Origin of the sequence: Lonsdalea britannica (genome assembly GCF_946477055.1) — a bacterium.
Classification (GTDB): domain Bacteria; phylum Pseudomonadota; class Gammaproteobacteria; order Enterobacterales; family Enterobacteriaceae; genus Lonsdalea; species Lonsdalea britannica_A.
This window is the reverse complement of the sequence record NZ_CAMKXG010000072.1, coordinates 1-13,890: the sequence shown is the minus strand read 5'-3', so window position 1 is coordinate 13,890 and position 13,890 is coordinate 1. Positions and strand designations below refer to the sequence as shown.

The following is a 13,890-nucleotide window of genomic DNA, read 5'->3' as shown; positions in this document are numbered from 1 at the left end:
GAAATAGTGCTATTGATTTCAGGAAGCGTCTCTTCTTATTTATCCCACGTATCATATTCCCGTCATTTATTATGACTTCAGCCTGCCATTTTTTATTCAATGAACGTGATGCTTCATTTCGTTCCTATCCGCTATTCAAAAATGGAAAAGACATGGTGCTGCGCTTTTATTTCGCTATTCCATCATAAAATCGTTGATTTCATGACGCCATGCCGTTGGTGATGAGGCGTTATTCCTGGATGCCCAAAAGCCGACGTCCGTCGACCTTTTGGTTTCACCGTCTCTCCACTCGATGAAGTTGTCAGCATCAGCGCATCAATGCTGCTCACGAGGACGCCACATCCAGCGGAAGATGCTCCACGCGATTTCTCCCCTGATGCTTGGCGCGGTACAGAGCGGTATCCGCCGTGCCATACAAGGTATCGAAATGCGTCAGCGGCGGCGCCCAGCTGATGCCGAAGCTGGCGGTGACGGCATCATCAGGGAGTGGCTCCAGCGGCCGCTGATTCAGGCTAAGGTGGATCTGCCGGGCGATATCCAGCGTTTGCGCCAGCGAGTAATCCTCCAACAGTATCGTGAACTCTTCACCACCCACGCGGCCGATGCTGCCTTGCCCGCGCAGCACATGGCGTATTCGGGCGATCAACGCACAGATGATCGCGTCGCCCGCCGGATGGCCGTAGGTGTCGTTGACGCGTTTGAAGTGGTCGATATCCAGCACAATCAGCCCGGCGGGCGCCTGTTCCAGCGCGTGTTCAATCAAATCGATGATGGCGCTACGGTTGAAGACATCGGTCAACGGATCGTGGGTGGCTTTGTATTCCAGCTCGACCGCCAGCGAATGAAGCCGGTTGTTGAGCTGAGTCAGCTCCCGTTCGGCGCGGTCGCTACGGCTGATGAGTCGGTGAGTCTCCCTGACCAGTCGCTGGTAGTGCTCGGTCAGTATCTGGAGACTCTCCCGATAGACCTCCGGCGGTAGCGCTTGCTGATCCGCTATCGTCCGCGCTGAGAGCAGAATGTCGTACTCCGGCGTAAACAGTTCATAGTGGCTCATGGCGTTACTCCAGGTGATGGCGCTGAAAGTCTAACGCCGGAAAGTCCATGTTGAGCTCCTGTCCGAATGTTTCCGCAATGTCGTCATCCGGATGGTGATACCAGTGAAGCGCCACGGGAACGTGTCGTGCCGCCGCCTGCGCCAGACAGTTCAACAGACCGAACAGCATTTTGGTGCTGGAGCTATTGAAATAGGTCAGCGCGATGTGCATTTCAACACGTGGCGATTCGCCCGCCGCGGGTAGGGCGCTCAGATAACGCTGCAGGCAATCCATCAGAGGGCCATAAAATGCGGCGGCATTTTCGGGATAGGATTCGCCGGAAAGAGAAAGCTGGTGTGTGTCAAAGCAAAATGCCACGGTCGGCGTACTTGCCGTCCCGGCAATATGGAGATTTTCAGTCGCTGTGGTGTCCGTCATCATGTCATCACCGCTTTTATTGTAAAGATGGAAAGCCCGCTGGCTTCGTCGTGTTGAAAGTCGAATTGCAAAGGTTCGCTGGCATCCCGGGCGACGGTGAGCAGCCCGAGATCGGCGCCTTTGCTTTCCGCCGGTGTTTCTTCACGTAGCGAAGTTTTATAGGCCAGTTTGATTTCATCGAGCGTCATGACGCTCAGGGGCTCAAGACGAACCCGAAGTCTGTCGATATCGGCCGGGAGGATCTGGTTACTGCATAGCAAGATGTACTTCCCTTCCCGGTAGTCGATACGGATGGAGCCGTGGCGAGCCTCGTGTTGGGGATCGTTGAGCGGCAACACGGAGGCGGAATAGCGAATGACGTTTTGCGACATTTCCACAAAGCTGGAAAACAGCTTGCGGCGGAGGCTAGCTGGCGTACTGCTCTTTTCCAACTGCAGGCGAATAATTTCGGCCAGAGAGCAGATGATATTTTGGGAAAAATAGCCGATGTAGCAGAGCGTGAGAGGCTGCTGAGGCAAGACGGAATGCGTGATGGCGGTGTTCTCGGTCATGGCGGCTTCCCCTTTCGTCATTTATTTCATCGCTGGGTGACGGAGGACGGGCGGCACGGTGCGTTCAGGCTGATGCCGGAATCCCCAGAAGGTGACATCGTCTCGCCGACGCTGTGCGCCTTGCCAGATTTTATGCTGCTGCGCCAGCTGTTCAGCCAGTGCCGGCATGGATAGCGACGACGCTTTTTCTAGCAGGCGCTGTAGCCGACGTTTGCCGAACATGATGTTGCGCTCACCGCCTACCTGTTCCGTCAGCCCATCTGTGGTCGTAAAAAAAGCGTCCTTTGCGGCCAAATGGCGCTGAAATGTCGGCCATTGGTAGTCATAAGGCGTATCGGTATAGCCGATGCCCATTCGGTCGGACTCCAGTTCGACACAGGCGTTTTGCGCCTCGCCGATGATAAAGGCGGACATCCGCGCACTGCTCCAGTACAGGCGTTCGCTGGAAGTATCCACGAACAGCGCGATAGCGTCGCACCCGTCGTTGGAGGCGGAGGTTTGGCCGAAGGCGGCGGCCTGGCCCAGCGTGTTTTTGATATAGCGATTAATGGCGCACAGCAGCAATGCAGGGTGCTCCGGACCGTGTTGGGAAAGCGCCTGCTCCAGCGCGGCGGAAAAGATCAACGTCATAAACGCGCCCGGCACGCCGTGTCCGGTGCAGTCGGCGATAACAGCCAGCCATCCGCCGGGACTGGTTTTGAAATAGTAGCAGTCGCCGCCGACACAATCGCGCGGCTCCCAGACCAGACACCAGTCGGCGAGCGTGGCGGACATCGCCTGTCGGGAAGTGGTCAGCATGGCGGTCTGAATGACGCTGGCGTACTCGATACTCTGCACGATTTGCCGGTGCCGTCGCGCATGCATATCGGCGACGGTTTTGATCAAATCAATCCCCAGACCCATGCCGAGATAGCGGCCGTTATCCACAATGAGGAAACCGTCCGTCAGGCATTTTCCTCCCGCATCCACCGCCTGTTCCGCAACCTGTTGTAGCGCGGTATCGGCTTCGATGATCAACGGGGCGCCATCCATGAACGTGGTACAGCTTTTACGATCGTACAGCTCGCGGTAGTACTGGCGCGACATTTGAGATAGGAAAAGGTGGCGATTGATCAGCCCGCAGGGGCGGCCGTCTTTTACGACCGGCAGGCTGACCAGCGCTTCGTTTTCGCTAAAAAGCTGTAGCACCGTCGCATTGTCTGTCGACGGCGATACCTCGGGCGTCTCAGTACACAAATGCTGTGCGCTGGGGACATCAAGAGAAAAAAAGTGGCGAGTCGAAATGGCGAACGAGCCCATAGCGTATTATCTTTATGCTGGTAGTCGTTTGTAAAAAATAACAATGACGCGTGACGGAATCATGACATCCGTTTTTGACGGGGGTGTCGCGCAAGGGTGAAATAGTGGCGAATGCCATGAATCCCCTATTTTTATTCTTTTTTAGTCTTAACCAAAAAATACATTAGCCGATATATTTTAGTGAACAGACTCTTTTTTGACTTTGACGTCAGCCGTCCCTAATTGATAAATGCCTTTCATGACAAGGCGACAGCTGAGCCTGTTTTCTCTACTGCTTGATATTCGCCACCAGGAGCCTGTTTGCATTTCCAATAATCGCTGTCGGGATGACGGCATTTGAACGCTATTTCAATGTTTCGGTGTTAGTTATTACGATAACTCGTAATTTTTACGGTGTGACGGCATTAATTGAAATATAACAAGGAGACGTATCGTGGCTATATCTGGTATTGAGACACACACTCAAAATATAAAGCCTTATTATCCCCTCGTGACATCAATTAGCGTGGCGAATAAGAGCGGCTCATCCACCGCGGATAGCACAAGTGGTTTTCCGTTGAGCAATAGTCAGTCGGGGACGAGTTTCAGCGACGTTGCCGCGCAGACGTTCACCACGGGGACCGTGAGCGCATCGGATTCAACTCAATCGACCGACGAGCGGCTGGAGGATCTGGAGACTCAATTACAGTCTCGCGAAGCCCAGCAGGCAAAGGACGACAGAGAAGAGGTGCAGTCCGAGTCGCTTGAACGTTCTCTGCAAATGATGAATGGGATCCCGATGTATGGCGGCACGTTGGTGTCCATGATCAGTTATCCCGACGGCAGTTGGGAGGCGTACGACGCTTTTTCCGGCGAACCGGTTACCACCGAAGAACTCGTGAAAATGGGGCAAGACAGCAGCAGTGCGGACAGCGATATGTTCAGCTTCTATAGCAAAGGAATATATAAAGGCCTCTCCGCCGCCGAAATTTACGAAAAGATACAGCAGATGATGGGGGGCGCTTCGGAAGATATGGCCTGGGGGATGGTAGGGTCTTCTGAAGTTTCCTCCACAAACTCATAACAACGATTTTGTTGTTTTCCGGGTTTGCCGTGAGTGTCACACGTTTTGGATAAAGGCCATTCCGGTCAGTCAGGAATCCTATCCTGATAGATATATAAACTTTCGCACCGTATCAGCTTCATTGGCGTATTGAACGGCGACCGGAATATCTGCATTTATCTTTTTGATGATGCGCCTTGTTTTATCTGTCGTTAGCCACCGACAAATCTTCATGTTACGCACCTTGTTGTTATCGGCGGACCGCACTTTTCGGTCCGCCTATTTTTACGTTATGGTCCGGGCGAGCCCCTTATCGCCAGCCTTCCGCATCACATTTTCTGCGCCATTCGTCTTTCAAAAAAAAAACGAACAAAAACGGCGCCTGACCCCCGGAAGTCCGACGACTTCAACACGCTTATTCGGGTATCCTTGCGCTGAATAAGTTGCCTGACCGCCTTATTCGCCCCCGGTGTATTCGACGTTTTTCCCATTTTCACTCTTCGATACCGAATCTTCCTGTGATGGACTCGGTGAAAAACCGGATCTAAATGTTTCAAAAAAAATAATTACTTAAAGTGACTCTTGCTAGTAACTTCAATAAGTTAAGCAATGTTTTTGTCATCACCGACCGAGGGTCGAGCCGCAGTGTTTGCCGGAAAAGGGCGATGTCTGCCGACAATGTGACCCTGGTGATGGCGTTAAGTGAAAAACAGAGCGCAGAGAAGCGCAAATCACGACAGTTAATCAAAAGGATCCGTTTTCATGAGTCGTAACACTCACAAGCTGTCCCCGCCTTTCCATGCCGAACACATCGGCAGTTTCGTACGCCCGTCTCGGCTACGACAAGCGCGTCAGGATTGGGAGCAGGGGCGGCTTTCTCGCGACGCATTGACCAACATCGAAGATGAAGAAATACGGCATGCGATAGACCAGCAGAAAGCCTGCGGGTTGCGTGTTCTGACTGACGGTGAACTGAGGCGCGCTTGTTGGCAGACCGATTTCTTCGAACATCTCTCGGGAATCAAGCGGCTCCCCGAACCGTCCGCCGGGCGAAAGAAGGGCGAGATCGGCATTGAGATCGTGGGAGAGATTGAATTTGAAGCCTCTCACCCGTTCCTGGCGCATTTTCGCTTTCTGCATCAGGCCATTGGTGGCGAATCCGAACTGCTGGCCAAGCAGACGCTACCAAGCCCGACCATGCTGCTGCATCCCTCTCTGCGTGATAACGGCTGTTATCCGTCGATTGAGGCCTACGCTAGCGCGTTGTCCCACGCCTATCGACAGGCGATACGGGCATTTTATGAGGCGGGCTGCCGCTATTTGCAGCTGGACGACATGATGTGGGCTTATCTCTCCGACCACGCCGTCATTGCGCATGAACAGGGGATGGGGAACGACCCGCAGTATCTGCTGGATCTGTGCATTCGTACGCTGAATCAGGCGTTAGTGGACAAACCGGAAGACATGTCTATTAGTCTGCATCTGTGCCGGGGCGAGTTTTCCGGTCAGTGGCGCTATGGCGATGGTTTCAATGCCATTGCTTATGCGATGGCGCACGCGCAGGTGGATAGCCTGATGGTGGAATATGACGACCGCCGCCCGGCGGAGCTGGAGTTGCTTCGTCACGTTACTCACCAGAGGGTCGTACTTGGGATTGTGAGCAGTCGACAAGCCGTGTTGGAAGACCCGTCGCTGGTCACGATGGCCATCAACACGGCATCCCTGTATATGCCGCTGCGCAGGTTGGCGCTGAGTCCGACCTGCGGTTTTGCCTCAGGAAATGGGGATACCGTATTAAGCGAAGCGGAGCAGTGGGCCAAGCTCAGGCACGTTGTTGACATCGCTAAAGCCGCCTGGCTGATCCCGGATTAAGTCCCAGCATCCGGTGGCCGGTTAACGAAAAAGGCGGTGCTAGTCGCGACCGCCTTTAATAACTGATTGATATCGTTTCGCCGCTAACTACACTGGCTGCATCCAACTTCTCATCATGCGGGATCTCATGGAGCTGATTCACCTTGTTTACCGGCAATATCGCTGGCCGTTTATCGCCGTCATTCTGCTGAGTCTGGCCAGCGCGGCGCTGGGGATCGGCCTGATTGCGTTTATCAATCAGCGGCTCATTGCCACCACACATTCTGACCTCTGGGTGCTGCCGCAGTTTCTGGGCTTACTTCTGCTGCTGATGATGATCACGTTGGGGGCCCAGCTGGCGTTGACGCTATTAGGGCACCACTTTGTGAGCCGTATGCGCGGACAGCTCATCAAACGCATTCTGGATACGGGCGTGGAACGCATTACCCACATCGGCCATGCGCAGCTGCTCGCTAGCCTTTCTAACGATATCCGCAGTATCACCATCGCTTTCGTTCGTCTGCCAGAACTGGTGCAAGGCGTGGTCCTGACCGTCGGTGCCGCCGGTTATCTGGCGTGGCTGTCGCCGCGGATGATGCTGTTCACTACGCTGTGGGTGACGATCACGATCTGGGGCGGATATTGGCTGGTTTCGCGCGTTTACCGCCATTTCAACCGCGTGAGGGAAATGGAGGATAGCCTGCATGAAGACTATGAGCGGGTCATTTCGGGATGCAAGGAGCTGGGACTGAATCGGGACCGCGCCCAGCGGCTGTACGAAGAGGATTATCAGCAGCATGCCAACGAATATCAGCACCATATCGTGCGTGCTGACTCCTATCATCTCAGCGCCATCAACTGGTCGAATATTATGATGCTAGGCACGATTGGCGCGGCGTTTTTCATGGCGAATGGTCTGGGCTGGGCGGACAACACGGTGGCTGCGACCTATTCGCTGACGCTGTTATTCCTGCGTACGCCGCTGTTGCAGGCGGTCGGCGCATTGCCGACGCTGCTCAGCGCACAGGTGGCGTTTGATAAACTGCGTCGACTCAAGCTGAATCCTTATCAGGAAGGGTTTCCTGCATTCGCGCCGCCGCCGCACTGGCAATGTGTCGAGCTACGCGACGTCTGCTTCCGCTATGGGCAATCCGGCTTTGATGTCGGTCCGATCAACGTGCGTATTCAACGTGGCGAGCAGGTGTTTGTCATCGGTGGCAACGGCAGCGGAAAGTCCACGCTGGCGATGTTGCTGACCGGGCTTTACACGCCGGTGAGCGGACAGATTCTGTTGGATGGCAATCCGGTGTCGCTGCCGAACTATCAGGCGTTGTTCTCCGCGGTCTTTACCGATTGTCATCTGTTTGACCGCTTGATGGGACCGCAAGGCGAAGCGCCGCCCGCGACGCTGATCGAACGCTGGGTGGGGCGTCTCAACATGCAGCACAAACTGAAGCTGAACGGGACTCACATCGAAAATCTGTCGTTGTCTCAGGGGCAGCGTAAGCGGGTCGCTTTGCTGCTGGCGCTGGCGGAGCAGCGAGAAATCCTGCTGCTGGATGAATGGGCCGCCGACCAGGATCCTCAGTTCCGACGCGTGTTTTATCAGGTGCTGTTGCCGTACCTGATGGCCGAAGGCAAAACGGTTATCGCCATCAGCCATGACGATCACTATTTTGGTCAGGCGGATCGATTACTGGAGATGCGCGCCGGTCAACTGGTTGAACTGACCGGCCAAGCCCGCGCCGACGCCAGCCGCGATGCCGTCGCGAGGATTAACCGTCCTGAAGAGGGCGAGGCGCGCTGACAAGCCGCTTTCGCCTCGCGGCTTTCTTACGTTGACGCCCGTGTCATCGCCGCGTTGCGGCGGTTCGATATTCTTATTCCCTCGCTTTGCTTGTATGATTCAACTCTTGGTATGACAGAAGACGGCCGGTGTGATGGCCGTCGACTCAGAGCCTATTCTCTGCGGGCGATGTCAGCTGTCATTCGGGCCTGACCGTGCTCGACACCTTCTCGCACTCCCGTGTGCGCGCCGGTTTCGCTGCGCTGTTGGCGTCCAAACGGGCGGCGGCAATAACGCCTTGTGGGATAGGTTCTATGATTAATTAAGGACTCGTCGTTACATGACACGACCGATTTTTATGGTTGGCGCCAGAGGGTGTGGCAAAACTACCGTGGGCGGAGAGCTGGCGCGTGCGCTCGGCTATAAGTTCGTTGATACCGATATTTTTATGCAGGAAACCAGCCAGCTGACGGTCGCTGATGTTGTTGCACAGGAAGGCTGGCCCGGTTTTCGTCGTCGCGAGAGCGCGGCGCTTCAGGCGGTAACGCAGCCTGAGAGCGTCATTGCCACCGGCGGCGGCATCGTCCTGCTGGACGAGAATCGACGTTTTATGCAAGAGCAGGGAAGAGTCATCTACCTGCATGCGCCGGCAGGGCTATTGGCCCAACGACTGGTTGCCGATCCCCAGACCGAGCAGCGGCCCACGCTCACGGGACGCCCGATTGCGGCGGAAATGATGGCGGTACTGGCTGAACGCGAGGCGTTCTATCAGTCTGTCGCGCACCACGTCATTGATGCGACACAGACGCCACAGTCCATTGTGGCGGACGTATTGCAGGCGCTCAGACTGACGGCGGTCTGAATCCGCATCGCGTGCGACAGCCGGTGCGGTCTTTTTCCCATATGAATTTTCATAACATGATGACTGTTCGATAAGAGGATGTTTGTATGCTGCAGGTGAACGAGTACTTCTCAGGAAAAGTAAAATCGATCGGCTTTGATAACAGCGCTGATGGCCGCGCGAGCTTAGGGGTCATGGCGGAAGGTGAGTACACCTTCGGCACGGGTCAGGCCGAAGAAATGACGGTCATCAGCGGCGCGTTAAACGTGCTTCTGCCGGGGACGGTGGAATGGCAGCTGTTCTCCGCAGGAGAAACGTTCTCCGTCCCGGGGAAGAGCGAGTTTAATTTGCAGGTCGCCGAACCCACGGCTTATCTGTGCAAATATCTCTAATCGACGTCGTCTGAAAGGCGGGCACCGTCAGAAAAGGTGCTCGCTGTCCCACGGTTGACGTATCAGTCCGTGGGGTAATTCCCTTATCGTTGCTTCCACCATCCTGCCGTCAGCGTTTACTGTCATAGTGCGTTTCTTTTTCTCTACTCGTTGTGGTTGAGGAAAATGACATTCCACCTATTCACGCGCTGATGCGTTATTTCTCGCATAATGCAATCAATGAACGGTCGCCGTGAAAATATTTTCTTATTACGCATGGAACTGTGATTCATTATTTTCTGGCGGCGCATTATCGGCAGATGAAATAAAAACTTTACGTGCTTTTTTAAAATATAAAAATTGCCTATGGCACGCAGTGTTCTATTTTTATTGATGGATTGCGTAGCCGCATAATTCCTGGATTCTGATGCTGTTTTCTTATATTAAAAAAAGGACATAACGCTGTGAATAAATGCCCTCCCGTTGTATTTTGCTGAAGGGCCCCGCCGCGGCGCGGGAGGGAAAGGTGCTAATCAGGAGGGGGACGCGAAACGCTGGCCGAGTCTATAAAGAAAAGAAAGCCTCTGCATTTGATTGAGGAAATTATATTGGATATTCAAATCCTTATTACAAATGGTTGACTATTATGCTCAAGACTACACGCGCTCGTATTTTGGCTGTATGTACCGCAATTATCGTATTTTCTCTGATGATTAATACCTTGCTGAATTATCAGGTGGCAGGGAAATATAACGACAAATCCATTAATAATATGCTGTCCGCCGTCACAGAAAGCCATAGTTTGGCTATTGGCGACTGGGTGGAATCGAAAAAACAGATGATGGCTTCGTTGTACGACGTCGCCGGGGGTAGCGACGATCCTGTGCCGATATTCCGACAGATTACCCGTTCCGGCGACTTCATCAACGTGTATATGGGCTACGCCAACGGAACGGCGAAGTTCGTCGAGACTGGCGGCATCCCCGCGGACTATAACCCGACGGTGCGGCCGTGGTATCAGCAGGCGGTGAAAGCCGGAAAACCGCTGGTGACCGCCCCCTACGTGGACATGGTCACGAATACCATCGTGGTCTCGTTTGTGGCACCGGTGGTTGATAACGGCACCCTCAAAGGCGTGGTAGGCAGCGATATGGCGATGAAGAACGTCATTGCCAACGTCAACGCCATTCATCCTACGACCGAGAGTTACGGTCTGCTCATTCAGGCCGACGGCACCATCATCGCTCACCCCAACCCCGAGCTGACGATGAAGCCGCTGAAGGATATCGCGCCGGATATTGCCTTGGATCGCGTGTTGTCCGCCAAAACCCCTGTCGAGGTCACCCTCTCCGGCGTCAGCAAGCTGGTGTTGGCTAAGCCTGTCGCGGGGACGGACTGGTATGTGCTGGTGGCGTTGGATAAGGCGCAGGCCACGGCGGGGATGCACTCGCTGCTCCTGACGTCGGTGATTACGCTGGTGGTCATTGCGCTGTTGGGATCGCTGATCGTCGGCCTGATGGTGAATTCGTCTCTGAGACGTCTGTTGCAGGTGCGTGATGCTATGGACGACATCAGCAATGGGACGAATGACCTGACCCGCCGCTTGCCGGATGACGGTCATGACGAAGTGGCGCAAATCGCCCGCTCGTTCAACACGTTCGTCGACAAACTCAGCATGATTATGCTGCAAATTCGCGACGTGAGCGCCTCGCTACAGATGGCGGCCAACGAAATCTCTGCGGGCAATAACGACTTGTCCTCTCGAACCGAGGCGTCTGCGGCGAGCCTGCAGCAAACGGCGTCGGCGCTGGAACAGATTTCGGCGACGGTCACTCAGTCGGCGGGATCGGCGCAGCATGTGAATGAGCGCTCACTGATACTGGCGAAAGACGCCCGCAGCGGCGGCAAAGTGGTCTCGGACGTGATTGTGACCATGGACGATATCGTGGTGGCTTCCGGTAAAATCGGCGACATCATCGGCGTGATCGACGGCATTGCGTTCCAGACCAACATTCTGGCGCTCAACGCCGCGGTCGAGGCCGCGCGAGCCGGTGAGCAGGGTCGAGGATTTGCGGTTGTTGCCGGAGAGGTGCGAGCGCTTGCTCAGCGTAGCGCCCAGGCGGCAAAAGAGATCAAGGAGCTGATCGAATCCACGGTACGCAGCGTAGGCGCAGGTTCGAAACAGGTGCGTCAGGCCAGCAGCACCATGAATGAAATCGTTGGCGGCGTGTCGACGGTGACCACGGTGATGTCAGAGATCACCCATGCATCGGAAGAGCAGATGCGCGGGATTCAGGAGATCAACAAGGCGATGGCGCAGCTGGACTCGATGGTGCAGCAGAATGCGGCGTTGGTTCAGGAATCTGCCGCCGCGTTTGCTTCGCTGCAATCGCAAACCGAGGAGCTGAATTCGGCGGTCGGACACTTCAAACTGTAATCGTCATTCCCCCGCCTTTCGGCGGGGGAGTGTTGACGAAGAAGCGGAGGGCATTAACGCGGAGCTTCTCCGCCCAGCGCTTCGATCAGGTTAGCGATGAGCGCCGCCAGTTCAGCGGTCATCAGAATGAAATCCGCATCGAATTTCTGCGCGAAATCTTCACGGTCGATATCGTCATTCTGTTCCCGCAGCTCGTCGGAGAATTTCAGGCGTTTCAGCGACCCATCGTCGCACAGCATCAACTGAACGCGTTCCTGCCAATCCAGAGCCAGCTTGGTCACCAGCTTTTGCGCTTCGATATGCGCGGCAATTTCGTCGCTGAGCAGGTCTTGCTTCTTACAGCGGATGATGCCGCCGTCTTCCAAAATAGCCTTCAGCTCGGCTTCATCCTGCAACGCAAAGCCCTGCGGTGTTGTGCCGGAGCGGACCCATTCGGTCATCGTCAGCTCGATAGGGCTTTCCATCGTCAGCGGCACGACCGGCAGAGAACCGAGCGTTTTGCGCAGCAACGCCAACGTATCTTCCGCTTTTTTGGCGCTGGCGGCGTCGACCATAATCAGGCCGTTGACCGTATCAATCCACAGCCAAACCTGGCTGAAACGGCTGAATGCGCGCGGCAGTAAGCTGTGCAGCACTTCGTCCTTGAGGGCGTCTTTCTCGGTTTTTTTCAGTTTGCGATGCTGTTCGTTTTCCAGCTTATCGATTTTGGCTTCCAGCGCCTGCTTGATGACCGGCGACGGCAGGATCTTTTCCTCTTTGCGGGCGCAGATCAGAATTTGGCCGTTAACTTCATGCGTCAAGGCATCGCTGTGGGAACCCATCGGCGTCACCCAACCGCTTTTGGTCATATCCTGACTGCCGCACGGCGTGAAGGAGAATGAGGCTAGCTGCTTTTCCATCTCATCCGCGGACAAACGGACGTCGCGGCTGAGGCGATAAATCATTAAATTTTTAAACCACAGCATTCTGTTATTCCAGGCTGATGCGCAAAAAGAAGACGCGCGCAGGATTAATGTCAGCGCGCATGATAACGACTGAGGCGGGCGACGTTAAGATAAAAACGAGGTTGTCGTCGCCCGCCGGGTGGGTGAGGGGGTCAGGCCGGGGTTATTTGACCGCGTACTGACTGTCCAGCTGGCTGATTCCCAGCCCGTTGCGTTTTTTCACGCGAATTTGCACCTGAATACGCTCTTTCATTGCTTCGACATGGCTGATGACGCCGATGGATTTCCCTGTTGCGTTGAGGTTGTCGAGTACGTCCAGCGCGGAGTCTAGCGTGTCTCCGTCCAGCGACCCGAAGCCTTCGTCGAGGAACAGCGAATCAATGCGGGTCTTGTTGCTCACCAGATCGGAAAGCGCCAGCGCCAGCGACAGGCTGACCAGGAAACTTTCGCCGCCGGAGAGCGTGCGGGTATCTCGCGTGGCGTCCGCCTGCCAGGTGTCGACCACCTGCAGTTCCAGCGTGTCGGACGCTTTACGCTGCAGCAGGTAGCGTCCGTGCAAGCGCGACAGCTGGCGGTTGGCCAGATACACCAGATGATCCAGCGTCAGCCCCTGTGCGAAACGTCTGAACTTATCGCCTTTCTGAGATCCGATCAGCTGATTAAGCTGCGCCCAGTCTTCGCACTGCTGTCTGCGCCGCGCGACCTCTTCCAGCAAGGTACGTTGTTTGTCCTGCAACTGCTGGTCGCTTTGCAGCTGTTGACGGATCTCGCCCTGTTGCTGAGCAACGCTTTTCAGCAGGTTGCCGAGCTCGACGAGCATTTGCAGCACGTCAGCATAGACCAAGTCTTCCGGCAGTGTTTCGGGTCTGGCCGCCTGATGCTGGGCCAGTTTTTCTTCTGCCTGCGCGTGCAGCGCATCAGCCTGTTGCTGACGCTGATTTAATCGTTCTTTCAGCGCGGTCAGCTGCTCGCGCGCCTCTTCGCTCAACAGCGCGCGGGTGAAGTCGTCTTCATCATTGAATGGACTGGCCTGCAACGCGTCGGTAAAGCGGCTGGCCGCTTCTTTCAGCGTATTTTCAGTGCGCTGCAACTGCTGTTCCAGCGACTGTTTCTCGCCGGACATCCGACTGAGCTGCGACTGACCTGACTGCCATTTCTCCTGCGCCAGTCGGAGGTCGCGTTCGTCATCTTGTGCCTGCTGACGCAGTTGCGCCTGGACTTCTTTGACGCTCTGATTGCCCAACAGATTCCAGCGCGTCTGCTGCGCCGTTTCCAGCGATTGCAGCGTTGCTTTTA

13 protein-coding genes are annotated in these 13,890 nt (G+C 55.2%); 7 read left to right on the top strand and 6 right to left on the bottom strand.

What is annotated here, in order from left to right:
* Positions 1-188: hypothetical protein (locus Q7O77_RS07170; RefSeq protein ID WP_304164955.1), on the top strand; the 188-nt coding region annotated here is incomplete at its 5' end.
* Positions 189-325: 137 nt separating this feature from the next.
* Here Q7O77_RS07170 and Q7O77_RS07165 read toward each other — a convergent pair.
* Genes Q7O77_RS07165 through Q7O77_RS07150 form a run of 4 tightly spaced genes read right to left on the bottom strand, consistent with a single transcriptional unit; the run spans position 326 to position 3,322 of the window.
* Positions 326-1,054: a GGDEF domain-containing protein gene (locus Q7O77_RS07165; protein ID WP_304164952.1), complete on the bottom strand. Its 729-nt coding sequence runs from the start codon at positions 1,052-1,054 to the stop codon at positions 326-328.
* Positions 1,055-1,058: 4 nt separating this feature from the next.
* The gene (locus Q7O77_RS07160) at positions 1,059-1,472 is read right to left on the bottom strand and encodes a DUF1987 domain-containing protein (RefSeq protein ID WP_085652760.1); all 414 of its coding nucleotides are present in this window, start codon (positions 1,470-1,472) and stop codon (positions 1,059-1,061) included.
* Positions 1,472-2,023 (bottom strand): SiaB family protein kinase, encoded by a 552-nt coding sequence (locus Q7O77_RS07155; protein ID WP_085652759.1) that lies wholly within the window; start codon positions 2,021-2,023, stop codon positions 1,472-1,474. Before Q7O77_RS07155 ends, Q7O77_RS07160 begins: the two co-directional genes overlap by 1 nt.
* 21 nt (positions 2,024-2,044) lie before the next feature.
* Complete coding sequence (locus Q7O77_RS07150; protein WP_304164947.1) at positions 2,045-3,322, bottom strand: SpoIIE family protein phosphatase; 1,278 nt, start codon at positions 3,320-3,322, stop codon at positions 2,045-2,047.
* 433 nt (positions 3,323-3,755) lie between these two features.
* Between Q7O77_RS07150 and Q7O77_RS07145 the strand changes: the two genes are divergently transcribed.
* The 6 genes from Q7O77_RS07145 (at position 3,756) to Q7O77_RS07120 (ending at position 11,650) form a co-directional block, all read left to right on the top strand.
* Positions 3,756-4,385 (top strand): hypothetical protein, encoded by a 630-nt coding sequence (locus tag Q7O77_RS07145; RefSeq protein ID WP_304164946.1) that lies wholly within the window; start codon positions 3,756-3,758, stop codon positions 4,383-4,385.
* A 741-nt stretch (positions 4,386-5,126) separates the two neighbouring features.
* On the top strand, positions 5,127-6,236 hold the full coding sequence (locus Q7O77_RS07140) for a 5-methyltetrahydropteroyltriglutamate--homocysteine S-methyltransferase (protein ID WP_304164943.1): 1,110 nt from the start codon (positions 5,127-5,129) through the stop codon (positions 6,234-6,236).
* Positions 6,237-6,363: 127 nt separating this feature from the next.
* A complete protein-coding gene (locus Q7O77_RS07135) occupies positions 6,364-8,022 on the top strand; it encodes a multidrug ABC transporter permease/ATP-binding protein (RefSeq protein WP_304164940.1) in 1,659 nt (552 codons plus the stop codon).
* 319 nt (positions 8,023-8,341) lie between these two features.
* Positions 8,342-8,863 (top strand): shikimate kinase AroL, encoded by a 522-nt coding sequence (aroL, locus tag Q7O77_RS07130; RefSeq protein ID WP_304164938.1) that lies wholly within the window; start codon positions 8,342-8,344, stop codon positions 8,861-8,863.
* A gap of 86 nt (positions 8,864-8,949) precedes the next feature.
* On the top strand, positions 8,950-9,234 hold the full coding sequence (gene ppnP / locus Q7O77_RS07125; protein ID WP_085652742.1) for a pyrimidine/purine nucleoside phosphorylase: 285 nt from the start codon (positions 8,950-8,952) through the stop codon (positions 9,232-9,234).
* A gap of 625 nt (positions 9,235-9,859) precedes the next feature.
* Positions 9,860-11,650, top strand: a complete 1,791-nt coding sequence (locus Q7O77_RS07120; protein WP_085652741.1) for a methyl-accepting chemotaxis protein — start codon at positions 9,860-9,862, stop codon at positions 11,648-11,650.
* A 53-nt stretch (positions 11,651-11,703) separates the two neighbouring features.
* Here Q7O77_RS07120 and rdgC read toward each other — a convergent pair whose 3' ends face one another.
* Both rdgC and Q7O77_RS07110 read right to left on the bottom strand, forming a co-directional pair.
* A complete protein-coding gene (gene rdgC / locus Q7O77_RS07115; protein ID WP_085652740.1) occupies positions 11,704-12,615 on the bottom strand; it encodes a recombination-associated protein RdgC in 912 nt (303 codons plus the stop codon).
* A gap of 142 nt (positions 12,616-12,757) precedes the next feature.
* Positions 12,758-13,890 (bottom strand): SbcC/MukB-like Walker B domain-containing protein (locus Q7O77_RS07110; protein ID WP_304164934.1); only part of this gene is annotated, 1,133 nt, incomplete at its 5' end.

What these genes read in the sequence shown, in the direction of transcription:
- Q7O77_RS07155 (WP_085652759.1), bottom strand. Translation starts at nt 2,023, where the DNA reads ATGACCGAGAACACCGCCATCACGCATTCCGTCTTGCCTCAGCAGCCT.
- Q7O77_RS07135 (WP_304164940.1), top strand. Translation starts at nt 6,364, where the DNA reads ATGGAGCTGATTCACCTTGTTTACCGGCAATATCGCTGGCCGTTTATC.
- Q7O77_RS07120 (WP_085652741.1), top strand. Translation starts at nt 9,860, where the DNA reads ATGCTCAAGACTACACGCGCTCGTATTTTGGCTGTATGTACCGCAATT.
- Q7O77_RS07160 (WP_085652760.1), bottom strand. Translation starts at nt 1,472, where the DNA reads ATGACGGACACCACAGCGACTGAAAATCTCCATATTGCCGGGACGGCA.
- Q7O77_RS07165 (WP_304164952.1), bottom strand. Translation starts at nt 1,054, where the DNA reads ATGAGCCACTATGAACTGTTTACGCCGGAGTACGACATTCTGCTCTCA.
- rdgC (WP_085652740.1), bottom strand. Translation starts at nt 12,615, where the DNA reads ATGCTGTGGTTTAAAAATTTAATGATTTATCGCCTCAGCCGCGACGTC.
- ppnP (WP_085652742.1), top strand. Translation starts at nt 8,950, where the DNA reads ATGCTGCAGGTGAACGAGTACTTCTCAGGAAAAGTAAAATCGATCGGC.
- Q7O77_RS07150 (WP_304164947.1), bottom strand. Translation starts at nt 3,322, where the DNA reads ATGGGCTCGTTCGCCATTTCGACTCGCCACTTTTTTTCTCTTGATGTC.
- aroL (WP_304164938.1), top strand. Translation starts at nt 8,342, where the DNA reads ATGACACGACCGATTTTTATGGTTGGCGCCAGAGGGTGTGGCAAAACT.
- Q7O77_RS07140 (WP_304164943.1), top strand. Translation starts at nt 5,127, where the DNA reads ATGAGTCGTAACACTCACAAGCTGTCCCCGCCTTTCCATGCCGAACAC.